General features: G+C 43.1%; 17 protein-coding genes. 16 read left to right on the top strand and 1 reads right to left on the bottom strand.

The annotated features are described in order from the left end of the window. Positions 1-47 precede the first annotated feature (47 nt). The 16 genes from CS948_RS09815 (at position 48) to CS948_RS09735 (ending at position 21,612) form a co-directional block, all read left to right on the top strand. Positions 48-617, top strand: a complete 570-nt coding sequence (locus CS948_RS09815) for an RNA polymerase sigma-70 factor (protein WP_099291505.1) — start codon at positions 48-50, stop codon at positions 615-617. Positions 618-673: 56 nt separating this feature from the next. Next, positions 674-1,834 carry a FecR family protein gene (locus CS948_RS09810; protein ID WP_099291504.1) on the top strand — a complete coding sequence of 387 codons (1,161 nt, stop codon included), beginning with the start codon at positions 674-676 and terminating at the stop codon, positions 1,832-1,834. Positions 1,835-1,948: 114 nt separating this feature from the next. After that, positions 1,949-5,404: a TonB-dependent receptor gene (locus CS948_RS09805; RefSeq protein ID WP_099291503.1), complete on the top strand. Its 3,456-nt coding sequence runs from the start codon at positions 1,949-1,951 to the stop codon at positions 5,402-5,404. An 18-nt stretch (positions 5,405-5,422) separates the two neighbouring features. After that, positions 5,423-7,345, top strand: a complete 1,923-nt coding sequence (locus CS948_RS09800) for a RagB/SusD family nutrient uptake outer membrane protein (RefSeq protein WP_099291502.1) — start codon at positions 5,423-5,425, stop codon at positions 7,343-7,345. A gap of 63 nt (positions 7,346-7,408) precedes the next feature. After that, the gene (locus tag CS948_RS09795; protein WP_176554996.1) at positions 7,409-8,773 is read left to right on the top strand and encodes a DUF4959 domain-containing protein; all 1,365 of its coding nucleotides are present in this window, start codon (positions 7,409-7,411) and stop codon (positions 8,771-8,773) included. A 9-nt stretch (positions 8,774-8,782) separates the two neighbouring features. Continuing rightward, a complete protein-coding gene (locus tag CS948_RS09790; protein WP_176554995.1) occupies positions 8,783-10,345 on the top strand; it encodes a DUF4998 domain-containing protein in 1,563 nt (520 codons plus the stop codon). 53 nt (positions 10,346-10,398) lie between these two features. Continuing rightward, complete coding sequence (locus CS948_RS09785) at positions 10,399-13,704, top strand: metallopeptidase TldD-related protein (RefSeq protein ID WP_141560921.1); 3,306 nt, start codon at positions 10,399-10,401, stop codon at positions 13,702-13,704. A 35-nt stretch (positions 13,705-13,739) separates the two neighbouring features. Continuing rightward, complete coding sequence (locus tag CS948_RS09780) at positions 13,740-14,840, top strand: TlpA disulfide reductase family protein (protein WP_099291498.1); 1,101 nt, start codon at positions 13,740-13,742, stop codon at positions 14,838-14,840. Positions 14,841-15,099: 259 nt separating this feature from the next. Then, positions 15,100-15,264 (top strand): hypothetical protein, encoded by a 165-nt coding sequence (locus CS948_RS21655; RefSeq protein WP_176554994.1) that lies wholly within the window; start codon positions 15,100-15,102, stop codon positions 15,262-15,264. Between the two features lie 204 nt (positions 15,265-15,468). After that, positions 15,469-16,221: a hypothetical protein gene (locus CS948_RS09770; RefSeq protein WP_141560920.1), complete on the top strand. Its 753-nt coding sequence runs from the start codon at positions 15,469-15,471 to the stop codon at positions 16,219-16,221. A gap of 40 nt (positions 16,222-16,261) precedes the next feature. Further along, a complete protein-coding gene (locus CS948_RS09765; protein WP_099291495.1) occupies positions 16,262-16,912 on the top strand; it encodes a hypothetical protein in 651 nt (216 codons plus the stop codon). A gap of 363 nt (positions 16,913-17,275) precedes the next feature. After that, positions 17,276-17,989 (top strand): hypothetical protein, encoded by a 714-nt coding sequence (locus CS948_RS09760; RefSeq protein ID WP_141560919.1) that lies wholly within the window; start codon positions 17,276-17,278, stop codon positions 17,987-17,989. Between the two features lie 309 nt (positions 17,990-18,298). Next, positions 18,299-18,706, top strand: a complete 408-nt coding sequence (locus CS948_RS09755; RefSeq protein ID WP_099291493.1) for a LytTR family DNA-binding domain-containing protein — start codon at positions 18,299-18,301, stop codon at positions 18,704-18,706. Between the two features lie 701 nt (positions 18,707-19,407). Beyond that, on the top strand, positions 19,408-20,025 hold the full coding sequence (locus CS948_RS09745) for a DUF6266 family protein (protein WP_255301940.1): 618 nt from the start codon (positions 19,408-19,410) through the stop codon (positions 20,023-20,025). A 77-nt stretch (positions 20,026-20,102) separates the two neighbouring features. Further along, positions 20,103-20,324, top strand: a complete 222-nt coding sequence (locus CS948_RS09740) for a hypothetical protein (RefSeq protein ID WP_099291490.1) — start codon at positions 20,103-20,105, stop codon at positions 20,322-20,324. A 145-nt stretch (positions 20,325-20,469) separates the two neighbouring features. Next, positions 20,470-21,612 carry an ATP-binding protein gene (locus CS948_RS09735; RefSeq protein ID WP_099291489.1) on the top strand — a complete coding sequence of 381 codons (1,143 nt, stop codon included), beginning with the start codon at positions 20,470-20,472 and terminating at the stop codon, positions 21,610-21,612. On the opposite strand, the gene CS948_RS21650 is transcribed toward CS948_RS09735, so the two are convergent. After that, positions 21,609-21,818: a hypothetical protein gene (locus CS948_RS21650; protein WP_176554993.1), complete on the bottom strand. Its 210-nt coding sequence runs from the start codon at positions 21,816-21,818 to the stop codon at positions 21,609-21,611. The genes CS948_RS09735 and CS948_RS21650 overlap by 4 nt on opposite strands. Positions 21,819-21,855 lie beyond the last annotated feature (37 nt).

Genomic DNA, 21,855 nt, shown 5'->3' with positions numbered 1-21,855 from the left:
TTGCATCAAACTTGGAGTTCACTACATTTGTGAAAGTAAAAAAACGAATGAATCCACGCGATAACATATTAGATTTAATCACGAAAGACGAAAGCGGTGCGTTCCGCCTTCTTTTTGAAAGGTATTATGACAACCTTTTACTATACTGTTATCATATTTTAAACGATCTTGAGGCAGCGGAGGATATCGTACAGGATTGCTTCTTCAGCTTGTGGAACAACAAAAGACTTCATTCTTTCACGGGTGATTTAGACCGATTTATCTTTAAGATGGTCAAAAACCAAGCATTCTTATTTTTGAAAGAATACAAGAAGAGGTTTGACGCACACTCCTCCTTTTTCAAGGAAAACGACACGTACGAGGATATGACCAGGGAGGAACATCAGGAGGAAATCGAACTACTTTACAACACGATAGACCGTCTTCCCGATAAATGCCGGAAGGTATTCTTGATGGCCTGCTTGAATGATAAATCGTATCAGGAAATTGCCGACGAATTGGGAACAAGCATCAACACGGTGAAAACTCAGATGAAAACCGCCCTCAAATTTTTGCGTGAAAACCTTCAAGAAGAACACTTCTTATCAATTTTACTTCTTTTAACAGAAAAACTTTAAATTCATATCACCCTTTTTTGCCGTTTTGAAAATATATAAGAAAACAACGGCAAATTATGAAGGAAAACATAGATGACATATTAGCGAAAATCCTAAACAAAGAACCACTTACGAAGGAGGAAAAGCAATTGTTGGAAGAATGGAAACACGCTACTGTCCGAAACGAGAAGGTCGAAAAGATCATTCAAAAACTGGAACATCAAAAAAAGATTCTGGATAAACACCAGAAAGAAGCCGTCGCTTTTACTAAAGTAGAAAAACGAATCCGTCAAGCGAGAAGAAAACGCCAATTCATCTATTGGTCGTCTTGTGCTGCCGGAATCATCTTGCTGGTCGGTTTCTTCCTTATCTTCCGACAAGAAAATACACCCGACAAAGAAGCCGGCATCAATCAAACCTACATTTCCGGTTTATCCCTCCATCGCCCGACGGCAGAACTGATTATGCCCGACGGGAAAAAACGTCTTCTCAGTCAAAAAACAAATACCGTTATCGTGTCCGATAGCAATAAAGAGATGCGTACCGACAAACAAACCTTGATTGTCAAGTCCAACGAATCGAAAGTCAGAGAAGCAGAATACTACACGATGAACGTCCCGTTGGGAGCGGAATATAATCTGGTTCTCCCGGACGGAACAAAGATATACCTCAACGCGGGGAGTTCACTGCGCTACCCCGACCAATTCATCGGGGGAACAAGAGAAGTAGATTTAATCGGAGAGGCCTATTTCGAAGTGACAACCGATTCCTGCCACCCGTTTGTTGTACACACGGGAGAGGTCGCCGTACGTGTATTGGGAACCGCTTTCAACGTGAACGCCTACCCGGAAGGAGCATGGGTAAAAACGACGTTGGTAGAGGGGCGAGTTGAAACACGATGCGGCGATAACAATTTTGTCATGAAACCGGGAATGCAAGTCGCTTACAACAAAGAAACCCGAAAAGCAGACTATTTCCCCGTGAATACACGACAATACACCTCATGGAAAGACGGTTACTATGAATTTGAAGATATGCCGTTAGGAGAGTTAATGCAAATTTTCACCCGTTGGTACAACGTGAATATCGAATTTGCTGATTCGAATTTAAAGAAAATAAAATTCAGCGGACGATTAAAGCGATATGACGATCTCTTACCCTTGTTCAAGATGCTGGAATACACGCGCGACATCAGATTCATTGTCACGAACGAACGGATCATCATTCAAAAGAAATAAAAAAATACAGGTTGAAGACCTGATCAATCCTCAACCTGTCATTATTCACCCATACAACCGGAATCCTTGCAAGAAACGGATGTATAAAATGTTAAATTATTAATTTACAAAACTATGAAAAAAAAGCGAGACTATGTATTACCAAGGAGTTGGAATCCATGGCGAAAGATGTTAATCTTTAAAAATTTTCTCGTAATCTTATTTCTGGGCGTGTACACTGCCATTCCGGCGAGCGCGCAAGCCCAACAAAGGGCAAAGGTAACTCTTGACCTGAAAGATGTCACCTTGAACGAGATCATTGCCGAATTGAAAAAGCAAACAGATTATGACTTTTTCTACAACAGCGAATTGGTAAAATCAAAAGGGAAAATCTCCGTGAAAGTGGAGAACAAAGAAGTCAAACAACTGTTGGATGAAATTCTTCCCAAACTGGGACTGGAATACACAATACAACAAAGTTTGATTTCTATCCGGGCAAAAACGAAACCGGAAGTAGAAATGATTTCCGTAACCGGAAGAATCGTGGACGAAAAGGGGAATACTCTCCCCGGAGCCACCGTGATTATTCAAGGAACAACCCAAGGAGTTGTCACGGATGTGGATGGAAATTACACGATCAGCGTGCGCCCGACAGATGCCTTACGGGTTTCTTACATTGGTTACAAAACTGAAGTCGTGGAGGTCAAAGGGAAAACCAAAATAAACATCCGTTTGAATCCCACGGCCGAGAACATCGAGGAGGTAACCGTGGTGGCATTTGGGGAACAAAAGAAAGAGAGCGTGGTATCAGCGATTACTACCGTAGATGCAAGAACATTGAAATCCTCAAGTAGCGACTTGACCACTCAATTCGCCGGAAAGATTGCCGGTATGATCGGATGGCAGACGGGCGGACTTCCCGGTGCTTTGACGGAAGATGAAATGAACACGAAGTTCTATATCCGGGGTATTACCTCTTTCCAGACGAATGCTAACATTGACCCGCTCATTTTGATTGATGGGGTGGAATCTTCCAAATTGGATCTTTCCCGTATGGTACCGGAGGACATCGAGACGTTCAGCGTCATGAAAGACGCTTCGGCAACAGCCATGTACGGAGCCCGCGGGGCAAACGGGGTAATTCTTATAACAACTAAAAAGGGAGAAGAGGGTAATGTTTACACCTCTGTTCGTTACGAGGCGGTAATGAGCCGACCGACTAGGGAGATTGAAGTTGTAGATCCAATCACTTACATGAAAATGTATAACCGGGCATTGCTCGCTCGCGATCCGAGTGCAACGCCTCAATACAGCGTGGAGCGCATTGATCGTACCGGTTCCGATCTTTATCCTTCTTGGTTATATCCTGCCAATGATTGGTATAACATCTTATTTAAGGATTACTCGATCAACCACCGGGCGGGTTTAAATATTCGGGGTGGTTCGCGTGTGGTACAATACTATGCGTCCGTGAATTATACGCGGGATGAGGGTATGTTGAAAACCGACCGTTTGAACCAGTTCAAAGTGAACATTGAGAATAATTCCTTCTCTTTCCGTACCAACTTAAATATAGACTTGAGTGCCGGGATTCGTTTGAACATCAATACTTCCGCGAATTTTGATAAATACAGGGGCCCCAAGGCCGATGTTTCACAGGCATATTATATGGCTTTCAACGTGTCGCCGGTAGATTTTGCCGCTACTTATCCGGCTGACGATACCTATAATTGGCCGCACATTCGTTTCGGAGCCACCAATGCGGCACCGGATGCGAATCCTTACATGGAGATTCACAAGGGATATAACGATCGTCGCCGTTATTCTGCAGTAACGCGGGCAGAGTATATCCACAATCTGTCACCTATCCTCAAGGGATTGGAAATGAGGGCTTCCGTATCTTTGAATTATGTGGGATACTATTATAACGTCTATAACACCAAACCCTATAAGTATAACATAAAAGATTATAACTTCGAGACCGGCAAGCACCAATTGTTAGCGATAAGTCCGGACGGATCGTCCAGAACATTGAATCATGAAACCAAAGGAAGTAGTCAAACTTCACAATTGAGTTACGAATTGAGAGGATTGCACGTGGCCGCTTGGGGCGAGCACCAGACCAGTTTGACGGCTGTGTTTAGCGGGCAAGAGACCACGGCATCGGAAGTATCTTCGATTTTGAACGGTATTCCCCAACGAAATTTGGGTTTGGCGATGCGCGGTACCTATGGGTTCAGGGATAAATATTTTTTAGAGGCGAGTTTCGGTTACAACGGTTCAGAGCGTTTTGCCGAGAAACATCGTTTCGGTTTTTTCCCTGCCGTGGGAGGTGCTTGGATTGCTTCGAAAGAACCTTTCTTGGCTAATCATACCGCTCATTGGCTTTCGTACTTGAAATTCCGTCTTTCTTGGGGAGAAGTCGGGAATGACGGAATCATCTCGAATCCGCGTTTTGTCCATCTGCCCGTCGTGTCAACGATAAGTGTGGCGCATCCGGGAACTGCAACAAGTGCTACGGTGGAGAGAGCTGTCATAGAATCTTACCCGAATGACAAGATCACGTGGGAGATTGCCGAGCAGGTGAATTTTGGCGTGGAGACAAAATTCTTCAATGGAATCGTGGAACTCAATGCTGATATTTATCAGGAAATTCGTCACAATATCATTGACAAACGCTACACGATGCCCGAAACAACCGGGTTAGAGGAGCTGCAAATCGGTAACGTGGGTAAAACCCGTTCTCGAGGGTTTGACCTTTCCGGTAAAATCCAACACGCTTTCAGTCCTGATTTTTGGATGATTTTGAACGGTACGTTTACTTACAACAAAGCGATTTATTTAGAGATTGAACAAGCAACCAACACGCCGGAATGGCAACGAAAAAAAGGCAAAGAGATCTCCCAACAGATCGGGTACATTGCCGAAGGGCTTTTCCGCGGGCAGGCGGAAATCGACAACTCGCCCAGCCAGGGAGGTACCGGAATGACGATGCCGGGAGATATCCGGTACCGCGACTTGAATGGTGACGGAAAAATCGACGTGAATGATGCCGCGTATATCGGGTACCCGACCACACCCCGTGTCGTTTACGGTTTTAGCGGTTCATTCCAGTATAAAAACGTTGAGTTCAATTTTGCCTTCCAAGGATCGGGGAAACGGGCATTTTTTATGGACCCGATGCAGATCGGTCCGTTTGTGAATAATCGGTCCATGCTGAAAGCCATTTATGACGATCATTGGAGTGAGGACAATATGAAAGAACGTCCATTCTGGCCGCGTCTCTCAACCCAAGCCATTAATATGCATAATCCGCAAGAGGGTGAATATTCTAACGCCGGCAATCCCCGGTATTCGACCTATTTTATGCGGAAATGCAGCTTCTTGCGTTGCACCGCCATTGAAGTGGGGTATAACCTTCCGAAGAATGTGCTGGATAAATTAAAAATGAAAAACGTGAAATTTTATGCCCGCGTCAATAATCCCTTCCTGATTACTAATTTTAAAGTATGGGATGTGGAGTTAGGTAGTAGTGGATTCAATTATCCCATACAACGTACTTGGTCGGCGGGGTTGAATGTCAGTTTCTAAATTTAAATACACGTGATGATGAAAAAATATTTAGTATCTATACTTTGTGGTCTTTTCCTGTTGCCCGGGTGTGATTACCTGAACATGGTGCCGGAGAAAGACATCGAAACCATCGAATCGGTTTTTGAGCAACGGACAAAAGTGGAAGGCTGGTGGATAGGGGTTTACGCAGATTTAATTTCTTTGCTCCAAAGCTCGGATAAAAACCTTGCTTTTTCTGCCTCCGACGAGTATACGCCCAGTCCTGTTTTATACACTTCAATCAACCTGCTCCCCGGCTTCCTCGTGGCAAACGGACAGCAGATGTCGCAAGATCCTTACGGGAATATATGGGCGAAAATGTATCAATTGATTCGAAGAGCCAATGTTTTTATTGATAATGTCGACAAAACGTACAACATGACTCAAGAGGATAAAGATTGGTGGAAGGCGGATATGAAGGCCTTGAAAGCATACATCTACTTTGAATTGCTTCGTGCTTACGGTCCCATTTGTTTGATTCCGCAAAATATGCCCGTGGATTTGGAGATGGAGGATTATCAATTGCCGCGACAACCCGTGGACACCTGTTTTAAGGAGATCGTTCGTTTGTTGGACGAGGCTGAACCTGATATCCCGAGACATTCCCAACGTTCGGCAATCTATGGATTCACGTTTACCAAAGAAGCCCTTTATGCCTTGAAGGCTAGAGTGCTGGTTTATGCCGCCTCTCCGCTTTTCAACGGAAATATATTTTATGCCGATTTCAAGAACAAGAACGGGGAGTTGCTTTTTAATCCGACCTACGATCGGGAAAAATGGCGGATAGCGGCTGAAGCTGCCGACAAGGCGGCTGAAATTTGTGCGCAGGGAGACCGGGAGTTTCCGGCGAAAGGAAGCGGTAAGAAAACCACCCTTTTGAACCACATGGATGATATCGAGCAAAGCACGTATTCAATGTTTAGTAATAAAGAGTACCTCTTGGAGTGGAAAGGTGGAATGACAACGATATACATGTATATACTCCCGCGTTTGGTGGGTGATAATAACCATTTTGAAGCACTCGCGTTCGGTTGCCTTTCTCCTTCGATGAAGATGGTGGAGATGTATTACACGGAAAACGGGTTACCGATAACTGCCGATGTTTATTGGAACTATGGCAACCGCTATAAATTAGGCTCGGAGAGTGCCCTTGCCTACGAGAATGTCGTTCCGTTGAATACGGACGTGGTCAGACTTCACTTGCGTCGGGAACCTCGTTTCTATGCTTCTATTGCCGGAGACCGGATGTATTGGCAGCGCGGAGTAAGCACTCAGAGTCAAGACAACAACCTGCTCGTGGAGGCCCGCAAGGGAGAAGGCCCTTGGAGTTCGCAGCAGGATGTGATTGTCAGCAACGATTACCAGAACATTTGTGGCTATTGGGTGAAAAAATACATTTATTCATGGATTCCTACCAAGAATTATTACCAAGGCATAACAAACGAGACCATGGCGGTTATTCGTTTGGCGGAGGTGTATTTGATGCAGGCGGAGGCTTGGAACGAATATTTGGATGCGCCGGATGAAGAACACGTGTACAAACCGTTGAATAAAGTACGTGTACGGGCAGGGATTCCGACGGTCGAGGATGCTTGGACGAATTACTCTTCAAATCCCGGAAAAATAAAGACAAAAGAGGGTATGCGGGAAATCATACGCCAAGAGTATAACATCGAGTTCGCTTTTGAAGGGCACCGTTATTGGAATGTTCGTCGTTGGATGACCGCCCAAACAGAGATGAACGGGAAATCATACGGCTGGAATGTTCTCGGCACAACGACAGCGACGTTCTATAATAACGAAAACGGACCTATTGAGATCGGACGTAGTTTCAAATTCGTTGCCCCTCGGGATTATTTTACTCCATTCAAAGCGGAGGAAATTTTGATCTCCGGAATGAAACAAAATCCGGGATGGTAAAGGGATTTATGATTGTAGATTTTGGATGTACGATTGTAGGAATTTAATTCTAAAAATAAGATGATGAAGAATTCGATATGGATTTTATTATTGATACTCGGTTTTCTGGCTTGCAACGATGATGACGTTGTTTTTAATCCGGTGACCGAGGGGTTGGAAATCAAATTTGAACCCGTGGCAGGAGGTGCGATGATGCGTTATTCGCTGCCGAATGACAGGAGTATTTTTGCCATGAATGTGCGCTACAAGAACTGGCAAGGAAATGATGTATTGAAAGTTGGCGATTACGGGGGCGATTCGCTTCTATTGGATGGTTTCACGGGAGCAAAAGACGTAGTGGCCCAAGTCTCTTTTGTCAATCATCGCAATGAGGAATCCGCAAAACGGGAGTATAGCTTCTCTACCCTTCCCAGCGCACCGTGGGTATTTTTTGAGGACTTGGAGGTGAGTTCTACTTGGAATGGCTTTCAGGTCATCTATCAAACTCCCAAGGTAACAACCGGTATGGCCCATGTTTTCTATTTGGGCGAAAATCCGTTGACACACCAACCGGATACGATTCCTTTGAGTAGTTTCCCGATTCGTCAGGGAGGCGATACGCTCAAATTCGAGATGGAACGAAAAATGGATAATTACACGGTGGTTGTCCGTACGGAAGATTTTCAAGGTTTCCGGGTGAGACAGGAGATTTATCCTAATATTGATGCCTTCTTGACGGAACAATGGCCGGTGACGGCAGATAACTTTAATACGAGCAAGCTTACGGTGGTTAAAAATGCGAAAGCGAAAACCGGGGTGGAGTATTTGTTTGACGGAGATTTGAAAGGAAAAGAGCGGATGGAATTCTTCCTGTCAGAAAGAAATCCGAATCTAGGATATACCGGTCATGAAGTGTATGGAACTTTTCTGGCAGGACCCAATGCTTTTGAAAAACCGATGGTGCTTGACTTGGGAGAGCAGAAAACGCCGGCTTGGATTCGTTTGTACGCTCTTATTCCCACGCAGGCGAAGGACGCTCAGGGGGCAGCTGCTTTAGGAGACGTCTGGCTCGGATGGTACGATGATAAACTTCCTTGTAAATTGTCGGTGTATGGCAATAGCACAACGGACAATCCGGATGCCGACGGATGGATATACTTGGGCAATTTGAATCAAAACCCGAAAGCCGAAACGGAAAGTGATAAGTGGAGTTTTCCTCATATAAATAAAAATGCATCCGGTATAGGCCTTCCGAAGACTTTAGCGGAATTTGAGGATGCAGATCCGATATATGTGGACGTTTTGTTCCCCGTGGAGGATAACGAGTATCGTTACCTGAAGATCATCGTACATGAAACGTTTAGATCAAAACTCAATTCCGCGGCAAATCCGAATCCAGACAACTATTTTACATTGCATGAATTGGAGGTTTATATAAAAAAGAATTAAGCTATGAATATGAGAAAACATATAATTAATTTATTATTCGCGGCGGTAGCTTTCATGACGGGGTGTAGCGAGAGTTTGGAAGATACTTATAGCGATTTTGCCGGTGACGGGAAAATCCGTTACGTGGCGAAATGTTCCGACTTGGACATTACTCCGGGGTGGGAACGGTTGATTGTCACTTGGGTAAACGGTACGGATGCCACAATCGACAAGATAAAGGTGGCTTGGTTGTTCGAGGGCCGAAGAGATTCGGTGTATCTTCCCGGTACGGCAACCTCTTTCGAGTTGACGGATTTGGCGGATGGAACGTACCAGTTTTACGTGAGTGCCGTGGATAAATTCGGGAATGAGTCTTTGATAGAGGCTTATTCCGGTCGGCCTTACACGCGGGACCACGAGTTGATGCGCTCGTTTTCGCAAGGAGTTCTCAAGGCCTATTTTTTGAAAGGGAAAATGATATTCTTCTCCGACCAGTATAATGATAACATCGTGGATATGCAGTTACAATACAAGAACGCCGCGGGAGAAACCAAGTATTATAAGTTTAAGAATCCGGACAGTTACAATACGTTGGTCACGATTGATGATGTGAGTGCAAACCCGATGGATACGGTCTATGTACTTCGGACGGGAATTTTGGAAAACTCTCTGGATTCGGTTGTCATTGACCCGACGGCGATTAGTCAGAAGAAAAATTTCAGTGCGGGATTCGTTCACGCCATCACGGCACGTTACGGTTACTCAACGGACACACAAGAAAAAGAAGATGAGTTCTTGAAATTTATCGAAAATGCGCCGGAGTTGGAGTTTGATTATTCCGTTGAATCTTTGGAAGATATACTTTTTTGTACCAATTTGAAAAAACTTGTGGTGGGCAAGAATCGCTATTTTACCGAACAGGCTACTAAGGATAACAGGAGTCAGATACTCAAGAATTCGAAAAATAGTTATGCCGCTTTGGAGAAAGCAGCAGAAGATGATATATTGGGTTTGGAGGTGGAGTACTACGGAAATCAATCGGGTGCTGGAATGCATTATTTCGATAAAGTATATTCATTTATGAGGTATTGTAAATTTTCTGCAGCTCCTGATGATTTGGAGATTATACCTGCGTCAGCTTTCAAGGAATATGAGGATGGCAATAAGATTTATTGCGAGACGGAGGATATTTTTGCGGATTGGGATGTTTTGTTGGATAACAATAAAAATACTTTTTTGCAAACGAGTACGCAATCGTCGATGCGTACCTATGAAATGTACATGGAATTGAAGGAGAGAACCGCGATAAGTGGGATTAAGGTAACGCAAATTGTAATCCCCAGAAATGATAGAAGTGCTCCCTATTTCTTGCCGGACATGATGGTTGCACAGACCTCTCTTGACGGGGTTGTTTGGAAAGATGTAACCTTTTTGCCCAGTAACGATCTGGGACGTGTGTCAGGAGAAGTAACCTTGTTGAAGATTGCCGAGGACACCCGAGAGGTGAAGCATATCAAAATAACCATACGGGACGGTTCCGATCCGAGTGGAAACTGGTCATGCCGCTTGGCAGGTATCGATCTCTATAAATAATTATGGATGAACGACCGCTTTTGCGGTCGTTCATCAAACACAATAAAGAAACTATGTTGAAAATAAGTCATTTAACCAGACTCTTTTTTAGCGGGATACTGTTATTAAGTTTCTCCGGTGTATTCGGTCAGGAGCAAGAGGATAAACTTTTGCAACTGATGAAGCAGGAATTACAATACAGCATGGAGGAGTTAAAAAAACAGGAAAATATCCCCTATTATATGAATATGCGGACGATGGACGACTATTCCGTTACGATTATAAGTTCGTTCGGGGCTGTTACGAACTCCAATGAAAGCCGCATGAGAACATTGGTGCCGCAAATCCGATTGGGCGATCAGAATTTAGACAATTTCAAATACAACACGCAGGGAGGTACTGCCGGTCCGAACGCTCAAGGAGCACGGGGAGTGGTTTTACCTTTGGATGACGATGCTACGGATGCCATCCGGGAAGCGATTTGGCGGGAGACCCTGCAACGTTACGAGTATGCTCGTTCCGTGTATGATCAGGCAAAGACCCGGACTTCGGTAAGCGTGGAGGATGAAGACAAAGCCCCCTGCTTTTCCGCGGCTCCCGTGGAACATTATTACGAGGCACCCGTTGCTAACGGCACTTTGGATGAAACCACCCGGCAGCTCTGGGAGCAACGGATGAACGAGATTTCGGCGGTGTTTAAGAGTTGCCCCGAGTTGCGTGAGGGATCAGCCAGTTTTAGTTTTCAGGTGTTACGCACCTATTTCGTGAATAGCGAAGGGAGCGTGGTCGTGCAGAACAGGGTGGCTACCCGAGTGATGTTGACGGCTTCTCTGAAAGCGGCTGACGGGATGGAATTGCCGTTGAACGTGAATTATTTCGCTTACAAGCCGGACGAGTTACCGGGTAACAACCGGATGATAGCAGACGTGCTGGATATGATCCATCGTTTGCTGGCACTGCGGGATGCTCCGGTTGCCGACCCGTACACGGGTCCCGCCATGCTTTCGGGCCCAGCTAGCGGTGTGTTCTTTCACGAGATTTTCGGCCACCGTTTGGAAGGCCACCGTATGAAATCGGGCGGTCAGACTTTTAAGAAAATGGTCGGGGAACAAGTGTTGCCCGCGGAGTTTCAAGTGTATTGCGATCCGTTGCAAAGGCACTATGCCAACACGGATTTATACGGTCACTACGTGTACGATGACGAGGGTGTGAAAGCGCGTCGGGTGAATAACGTGGTGAACGGCGTGCTGAAAGAGTTCCTTATGAGTCGAGTGCCGTTGGACGGTTTTCCTGTAAGTAACGGTCACGGGCGTACCTCCGGGGGAGGAGATCCCGTTTCGCGACAATCCAATTTGATTATCGAAACCGATCATCCTTACACGGAAGACGAATTACGTGCCATGCTGGTGGAAGAAGCCAAGAAGCAAGGAAAAGAATACGGTTACTATTTCCGCACCGTGACCAGCGGTTTCACCTACACGGGCGAGGGGGGAAGTTTGAACTCGTTCAACGTGACCCCGTTGGAAGTCTATCGGGTATTCGTGGACGGTCGGCCGGATCAACTGGTGCGAGGCGTGGATTTGATTGGTACACCCCTGTCTATGTTCTCGAACATTGCGGCTGCCGGCAACGATCCGAGTGTGTTCACGGGTTCTTGCGGGGCCGAATCGGGTTGGGTTCCCGTAACGGCAATATCCCCCACGATATTCGTGAGCCAGATAGAAACGCAACGTCGGGAACAAGCCCGGGATATTCCCCCGGTTTTACCTTCTCCGAAGCCGGAAAATAAAATGACCGGGGACACTGACCAGACTATTTTTGCCGCCATGCGTGCCGAATTGGACCGTAATAACGCCGCCTTGATTTTGCCGAATAGCCCCAAGCCTTACTATATTTCGTACACGGTGGCTCGTTACCGACATTTCTCCATAGTCAGTGCCTTGGGAGGTGTTCTGTTTTCAAGTGTTTCGCCGTGGCAAATGAACGGGGGAACGCGAATGATGTTGGGAGATTATCAACGCAACAATGATGTGCAGTATTCCGAACAGATTGTTCCGGTCAAGTTACCGGCGGAAGTGGACTATGACGTGATTCGTCGCGGATTCTGGGAGTCTTCGGATATGATGTACAAATATTCGTTGGGGATGATGGCGCAGAAGGCGAATTTCTTGCAACGGAATCCGCAATCGCCCGAAATGGCTGCTTTGCCGGAAATGCAGCCATTACCGGCTGTTACCCGCGTACAAGAACGGACGGCTAAGTTCGAGATTGATCAGGTAGCTTTAGAACAGTTGGTAACCGAAGCTTCGGCGGTATTCAAGGAGTATAAAGATATTTATAATTCCAGCGTGGCTGTTAGTGGTGTGGAGATGGATATCTATCGGTTAACCACGGAAGGCGTACAATTAAAAGAGCCGGGTGGGCAGGTGACCTTGTCGTTTATCGCGGAGGCCCGTGCTGATGACGGCTCGACGATTGGAGACACATTCTCACTTTCGTTGTTGAGTACGGAAGAGATTCCTTCCGTCGAGAAGATGAAAGAACGGGTGAGGGCGTTTGCCGAAAGTTTAATGCAATTAAAGTCAGCTCCTCTAGTGGAAGAGTACTACAACGGACCGGTTATGTTCGAGGGAGGAGCCGTGGCAACGATTTTGTCCGGCAATCTTCTGTATCGCGGCGGATTGATAGCCAATCGTGCGCTTGGGCCGTCCCGCGGCGGATTGGAAGACCAGTTCGGTGGAAAGATTATAGATAATCGATTGACGATTAAGAACTATACGACGATGAAAGAGTATAACGGTACTCCGTTATACGGGTATTACGAGATGGACGGAGACGGTGTTACTCCGGCAGCAGAGATGACTTTGGTCGAGAAGGGGGTATTCAAGAAGATGCTGAACGGACGAATCCCGACGTTGAAAGCCCCGGAATCGACAGGTAGTGCTCGCTTTATGTTTTCACCACAAAGCCCGACCATCGCGGTAGGCGTCGGTACGATTCATGTACAGGTGGACAAAGGTGTTGCCCACGAGAAGATGAAGAAGATGCTCATTAAAGCGGCGAAAGATGCCGGACAATCGTGTGCTTATATCGCGAGAGGGATTGCCGGGTCGGCACCCGTGGTTTACCGTGTTGACCTCAAGGACGGGAAAGAAACCCGTGTCCGCACAGCCGGATTCCGTATGCCCGATTTGACGAAGTTACAGAAGATCGCGGCAATATCTTCGAAAGAAGAGGTGATGAACCATGTTTCGAATTACTATCCCGCCTCGATGATCTATCCCGCAGGGATGATCTTGGACGGTTTGGTCATCGAGAAAACCACCCCGAAAACGGAGAAAGAACCGGTGTTGAAAGTGCCGAGACAGAGAGATTTATGATGTTAGATTTATGATTTGGAATTAAAAATGACAAGATGAAAAAGATTTTAATTACGATATGTACGTTATTCGCTTGTGTCACGTTATCCGTGGCACAAGGAGATAGTTACAAAATTACAGGCCAGTTGGGTAACTCCGTCAACGGGAAATTGCTGTTGATGGCTCTCACGGACAAGGGCCTGATCGATATCGGAGAGGCGGTCATCACGAATGGAGCTTTTGAGTTCACGGGGCGGATGCCGGAAACGACGTTGGCTTACCTGATGCCGGTTCAGAAAAACTCGGCATTGGCAACCATTATGCTAGAGAACGCGAACTACACGGTTACCCCGGGTGCAAACGAATTGATCGTGGAAGGCGGCGGGGAGTCCCAGAGGATATTGAAAGAGTTCGATGATTTAGACAAGTATCTGGCACAAAGCGGACAGCAACTGCAAGCACAAGCTAAGGCGAATCCCATGCAAGCGCAGAAGTTGCAAGAGAATTTCAAAAAGATAATGGCTCAAGTGGAGGCAGAAGAACTGGCTTTGTTGAACAAGTACAACAATACTTACGTGGCTGCCTATATCGTTTATGCCAAATTATCTCAAACCTTTGACGAGACGAAGTTGAAGGAACGCTACAATATTCTGGGAGAAAAAGCGAAAGCCACTATTTATGGCAAACATATTGCTACCGAGTTGGAAAAGATACAGAAATTAGCGATAGGAGCCATTGCTCCCGACTTTGCGGCCCCGTTGTCCGATGGAGGCGTGCTTTCTTTGCATGAGACGAAAGCTAAAGTAAAAGTTGTTGATTTCTGGGCATCTTGGTGTCAACCTTGCCGTGCAGAGAATGTGAACCTGATAAAGATTTACAAACGCTTTCGCCCGAAGGGGTTGGAAATCATCAGCGTTTCACTCGATGACAACAAACACGCTTGGTTGGCTGCCATCGGTCAGGACGGTTGCAATTGGAAGTGCGTGTCTGATTTGAAAGGACAAAAATCAGAAATCGCTGCTGAATACCAAGTAAAAGGTATTCCTTGCACCTTTATCCTCGACGAGGAAAACCGCATCGTGGCTAAAAATCTCCGGGGCAAAGAACTGGAGAAAAAGATCGAGGAGATGCTGAAAAAGAAAAAGGATAAGGAGTAATAAAACTCCTTCCCGGTTCTCCCCTAGGGCATATTAGATGCAGAGATTTTAGATTTAAAGATTCTTTCACTCATGATCCTTTGTCATTTTGAATCTTAAATTCTAAATGTCCTTTGGGGAGAACTAAATTACTTTAAAACAACTTCTAAAAATCAAGATTATGAACAGGAGGTTTAAACTAATTTTTGGGAGTGTCGCCTTTTTTGTGGGTGTATTGTTAATGGTTTTCGATCTATCGCATTTTATTTTAACACTGCTGATGCTTATCGGTGTAATTTTTATTCTTAACGTGTTGATTGAAAGAAAGAGTGTGTTTTTGGTGGTATCCATCATATTGACGCTACTGACGGTCTTCGTGTATGTTAATATATACGGTTTTAGGGGTATCGAATGTGTCGAACAGCGAGTAAACAGCATTCCCTAGCACCTTTATTCTCGATAAGGGAATCCGTATCGTAGCTAAAAATCTCTGCAACAAAGAACGGGAAAAAGATTAAGAAAAATACTGAAAAAAGAGATAAGGAAATATTGTAACGTAACGAGTTTGAGCCTAGGACAGTCTTCAATCTCATCTAAGAGACCGTCTTCCTTTTAATTTGAAACATTGCAAACATTAAAAACTATGAAAATGAAACTATTAAAACACATTGGATTTTTATTGTTTATCTTATTATCTCTTAATAGTTGTGTTAATGAGATGGATATTATAGAAGATGAACAAGAGTTAGAGGTTTTGGGTAGTAGAGGATTCCCTCCAACACGACCTAACTACGAGGAATGGGTGAAGAATCTTATAGATTATAAAGAATCTGGACTAGTAGATAGGTCTTCTCTTAGCAAATTAGAAAGTTCTCTTCAATTTATCTATCTCAATTTTCCAGAAATACGTGTCCTTATAGATGATATGATAAATAGGGGTATTAAATTTCGACTGGTTATAGGAAATAAGAATGATAAGGATTCCTGGTTTGATCCTGAAAAATCTGAAATAGGTTTTAAGCCAAATCGCTTTAAATTAGGGAATATTGTACATGAGTTATTACACTTTTTAGGTTTTCATACAATTGATGCATATCAGAAGGGACGTTGGGCTGCTCGGGAGGAGTACGAGGTAAGGGTTTTAACAGATTTGTTTATGCGACGTGCTGGGGTATTATCACATGATTATCAAGGAATCGTAGGCTATGATAATTACCTTGAGTATTTAAAATGGTTGGATAAAATCCTTGCAAATGACGTTAATTTATTTTACTTTAAAAAAGATTTTATTAGGTTCGCCCGCCCTCTTATATGTACCATTCAAGACTCAAATATAAGAGTAGAAGAATTAGATGATTACGATCTATTATTGATGGATTTCTGGTTTTATGATAAATTTTGAACAACAGAAACTTACTTGATAATCTTAAAAACATAAAGACATGAAAAAAATAATTTTGACATTATTCGTATGCTTATCCTGCATTATGGTAGCAAACGCAGAGTATCCACACGTTGTGGATACCTTACCCAAGAGAATAGTTAATGGTTTGGAAATAATTCCGGTAAAAAAAACTTATGAATGGGGAGGCGTTTTTTGGGATTTTAGGGTCTCTGATTTTGAAAAGTGCTTTCAGCGCTTTAAAAATAAATGCCGAGGAGAAATAAATTACGCACTGAACTCTAGTGAAGTGGACAAGGCTATTTATGATTGGCAGGATAAATTTTGGGAAATATATCCTCCGGAAATGAAAGCTTTAAAAGACTTTGATCTTAAACTTTTTATTGATAACGATGGACGTGTTTTTGCCGTGGAGTTTTCTATGCCTGATGAAGCGTTTCAGAAACTGGAAGGACTCCCGGAGAATATGTTGAAAAACTTTTACCGGAATTTGATAAAACAGGAGTGTACAGTTTTCAAAGAATTGGATTTCCATGTTTTGAATTCTAATAAAGATTTTGATAGTCCGAAATATACAACCATCTGGTTGAAAAAGGGTGTTTATGATATGTTCGGCACATTTAACCCGTTTAGAGAACGAATGATTAAGGAGAAGGAAGCAAGAATGAAAAGCCAAGAGGAAGAACAATAATTTTTCCTTTTTGTAATATCCTTATTCCTTCATAATTACTGTGATGAGGAGTAATTATGATGAATAAGTAGGCGAAAGCTACGTGTAAAATGAGTACCGTTTTAAGGCTTGTCAAAAAACGGTACTCTTTTCAAACTTTTGATATAACGTTTATGGGAAAGAATTTACTCTTATTTTTTGTCGTAAGTACGCTGGTCAGCTTATCGTCATGTGTCTCGGTACATATAGCTCTGATTCATTATAAATTAGAATTCGGGAAAATACTCAAAGTGCGAATTCTTCAAAATGAATATCCGAAGTTTGGAGTATTGTCGTTGTGAATGTGGTAGTGAAGAACTTGGTATTAACCAATAATTTATGATTATGAAAAAAATAATTTTGACCTTGTCAGTATGCTTATCTTGCATCATGATTGCAAATGCGAGATGGTATCCACATGTTGTAGACACTTTGCCTAAGAGAGTCGTTAACGGTTTGGAAGTGATTCCGGTAAGAACAACCTATAATAATTCGGGAGAGATATATTGGAAATTGAGAATCTCTGATTTTGAGAAATGTTTTCAGCGGTTCGAGAGTAAATACCCGGGAGAAATTAATTACAATCTGAACTCCGATGAAGTGAACAAGGCTATTTCTGATTGGGAGGATAAACTTTGGGAAATATATCCTCCGGAAATAAAAGCTTTAAAAGACTTTGATCTTAAACTTTTTGTTGATAAAGATGGACGTGTTTTTGCCGTGGAGTTTTCTATGCCCGATGAAACGTTTCAGAAACTGGAAGGACTCCCGGAGAACACGTTAAAAAACTTTTACCGGAATCTGATAAGGGAGGAGTGTAAAGCATTCAAAGAAGTAGATTTCCATGTTTTGAATCCCAATTATGAATTTGATAGTCAAAAGCTTTTAAGTGTATGGGGTTCGAGTGGGAGTGGGAATGAATATACAACTATCTTCTTGAATAAGTTTAGCTATGACGTATTCGGTACTTTTCGTCCGTGGAGATTGCCGAAGGATGAATTTAGGAGATTACTCGAAAAGGAGGAAGCCAAAATGAAGAGCCGGGAGAAAGAACAATAAATCTCCCTCTTTTCGAATATCGTTATTCCTTGATAATTGCTATGATGAGAAGTAATTATATCGCTAGTGTTTGTGTGGAGGAGAGCCTAATCTGTTTGGCACTCCCCCCTCTCTGTTTACAGAGGAAGAACCAGTTATAATCCCGGAGCCGGGAAATATTCCGGATTTCATCCCAAGTTAAAGACGTACGTGGAGTATAGGCCATAACACACGGATAATAAATATTGATTTTTACGGTTATTCATTGAAAGCATGATAAACAGGATTGCCCGTCGGTGAGTTTTTCATGAGGCATAAATTTAATTGTCTATGAAAACAGATTTATCGGGTGTAAGTGCACCTTTGAGGGTGTCACCGCTGGTGGCAGATGGCTTGCTTATTCGTCAGGACGAGTATTACAAGAAATATTTTTATGTCGAAATCCTTTGGATAGAGGCATCGGGTAATTATTGTTATTTTCATTTTAAAGATAAATCCCGGATTACCGTGGCGTGCCGTTTGGGTAGCGTGGAGTGGCAACTACCGGATGCCTATCTTGTCCGTGTACACCGTGGTTTTATCCTGAACCTGCGTTATGTCGACACGTGGGCGGGTAACTCCTTGCGAGCCGGGGAGAAATGGTTCCCGATGGGGGACTATTACCGGAAAAACGTGTTGGCTTGTTTTAATATACTGGATACTTCCCGGGAGAACCCGAAAAGGGGGAACGAGGAGTAATAGAGTAATTTAATATTCACCGGTCTCGTGGATAAATTTATCGACGGGCTCCGGTGGATGTTTTATAATATCACATCACAAGCAAATATCATAATAATGTATCGTTAAGATGATTCTGAAATTTTAGTTGTATATTACAACCATTTTGTCAATACAAAAATACTTTTTTCCCTTCAAACTGATTAAAAATGCAATAATAATTAAATGCTTTTCAAGTTGATATAGAGAATGTCTTCAATAATAAGAATTATTCGTCAGTATATTGATGAATAATTGGTGATTTTGTTTCAGTATAATGAAAAATTTTTTCCCGAGAGAGCCGTGAGCAGTTAAAACTGTTTTTACGTGGAAAATGAATCTCGTGTTTTAGGCGTCTGTGTCAGGTTACGGGGTGTTTATACAGTTATTTGGCTGTCTGTGTCATTTCGTTGGCGGGGGGACGTGGGGGAAATATCTTTGTATCGTTGATTTAAAAATAAAAGATGATGAGAATTTTAAAGAACGCGGTACAAGAGGTCGGAGATACCTGAGGAATTCCCCGGGAAGACGGGGAGTAATCCCGGGGAAGACAGGGAACAAAGTCCTTTTAAACTCCTTTCAAAGTCCTTTTAAAGACCTTCGGGAAGGTTTTTGAAAGGAGAGTGATAGGAAAGAGAAACGAACGAGAGTGTTTATTAGTTATTGTTTTCAATTTAATCAGTATGGCTAAAACAGATAAGTTGATATCGGGAAAAGTCGGGAACACGGTTTTTTATCGGGTAGGAGCGGATACCCGGGTGCGGAGTACCCCGGCGGAATACTCGGACGCGAAGACGCCGGAACAGATGGATTGCCGTTCTCAGTTTATGGTGGCGATTTGTTTTTATCGGCACATGGTGGTGACACCCTTGCGGGAAGTGTGGCGTGTGGCGACAGGGGGAATGTCCGCGAGCGGTTACAATTTTTTCATGAGGCTGAACATGAAGGTTTTTAAACCGGACGGGAAGATTGCCGATTTTTCACGTTTGCAGTTGGCGGTGGGGATGTTGCAGAAGGTGAATAATCTTCGGGGTGAGGTGGATGACCGGGACGTTGTAACCTTGACGTGGGAGGAAAATGCCGGGTTGGCTCCGGCAAGGATGGGCGATGAGTTAATGGTGGTCGTGTTGTACGGCGATCGCTCGTTTACTCCCGTGTTTGAAGAAGTGCGTGCGACGAGGGGTGAGGGAAGAGCTATTTTTCGCCTATACCGGTGGCGAGGTACGGTAGCCCATCTTTATTGTTTCTTCAAGGAGAAGGACGGGAAGGCGTATTCGTCGAGTCAATACATTAGATTTTAAATTTTAGATTTACGATTTACTAATTCAGTGATTTATATTTTCAATTTTCAATTTTCAACTTTTAATTTTCAATTAACATGAAGAGAGTGATTAACAACATCGAAAAAGGAGAAGAAATAACCCTGTTATTACTGCGGCAACTGAAAGAATACGGACAGGAGGTAAGAATAGGAATGTTTTCGACGCTAAGTTTAAATTCAGTGTTGTCGCAAATGGCGGATCATTTTTTCGCCGGGGTAGTAAGTATCGTGGGCGGAGTGATTAGTTCCATCGTTGTCGCCCGGTTGAAACGCCGATAAAAATTGCCATTAAATGATCGTACTCTACTCAAAAAATAGAATTAAAAAAAGAAAAAACACCTTTCTATTATTTTCAATTTCAAACAAATACACTACATTTGTGCAAAAATGAAGTTGAACTTCATTTTTGCACAAATATCAAGATATGGAATTAATATATAGAAAGTTAATAGAAGAAGTAAAATTATCTTTGACAGAATATCCCGTAATAACAATTACAGGACCACGCCAAAGTGGCAAAACAACGCTATGCAAAGAATTATTTCCCGATTACCACTATATAAATCTGGAGAATATATCCACACGGGAACAAATTCAGACAGACACACTAGCATATTTAGATGAATACTCTGGCGGAATTATCATAGATGAGGCTCACCACTACCCGGATTTATTCTCATACGTTCAAGTTTATGTTGATGAACATCCAAACAGGAAATTCATTTTAACAGGTAGCAGTAATTTCTCTCTATTACAAAAAATCACACAATCATTAGCGGGACGTACAGCCATACTTACATTATTACCTCTATCTTTGCATGAATTAAGTAATCGTATCAAAGAAATAGACACAAACACATTAATATTAAACGGTTGTTACCCGGCAATCTGGGGGAAAGGAGCCACACGCGAACGTTTTTACATGAATTACTATAATAGTTACGTGGAAAAAGATGTTAGACAAATAATCAATATCAAGGATATCACTTTATTTCAAAAATTTATCCGTTTAGTAGCCGGACGAATCGGTTCCGAATGCAATTTTGCAGCTCTCGCTAACGAGCTCGGAACATCGTCACACACTATAAACTCATGGTTCAGCATATTGGCGGCCTCTTATATAGCTTACATGTTACCTCCTTATTACGAAAATATCGGCAAACGCTTGGTAAAAACACCCAAGATTTATTTTTACGATACAGGATTAGCGGCTTATCTCCTAGAAATTGAAAATGAAACTCAACTAAAAACACATCCTCTCCGTGGTGCTTTATTTGAAAACATGGTTATCAATGAAGCAATGAAAAACCGTTTTAATCAAGGTAAACCCGCTAACCTATACTTTTATAGAGATAACGCACAAAAAGAAGTAGATCTATTACACAAAAAAGCAAATAATTTTTACGCTTACGAAATCAAAAGCAGTAAAACTTTCCACCCTGATTTCATGAAAGGAATAAATCACTTAAAAGGGATATTTAAAGACAGGATCTTAAAATATGCTATCATCTATGATGGAATAACACAATTCAATTCTCTAAACTTTAAGGATTTTTATATGGATTAACCTCTTACACTAATGTAGTCAAATGTCCCCCATCTCTCATCCAACACGATAAACGACCGTTCCATTGCTAAAACTTTCTCCTCGACATAGAGGCTCCAATTCCCGCCGCAGCCTTCCGCCAAGGGAGTAACCCGATCCAGAAAATCATCATGATTACCCCGCATGTAAATGATTTTCGTGTCATGGGACACATACAAAAGAAGCATAGTGTTGTTAAGTACTTGTTACTTAAACATGAAGTAA

This window comes from Butyricimonas sp. Marseille-P3923 (genome assembly GCF_900184685.1).
Lineage (GTDB): Bacteria > Bacteroidota > Bacteroidia > Bacteroidales > Marinifilaceae > Butyricimonas > Butyricimonas muris.
This window is presented reverse-complemented; position numbering and strand designations above follow the sequence as displayed.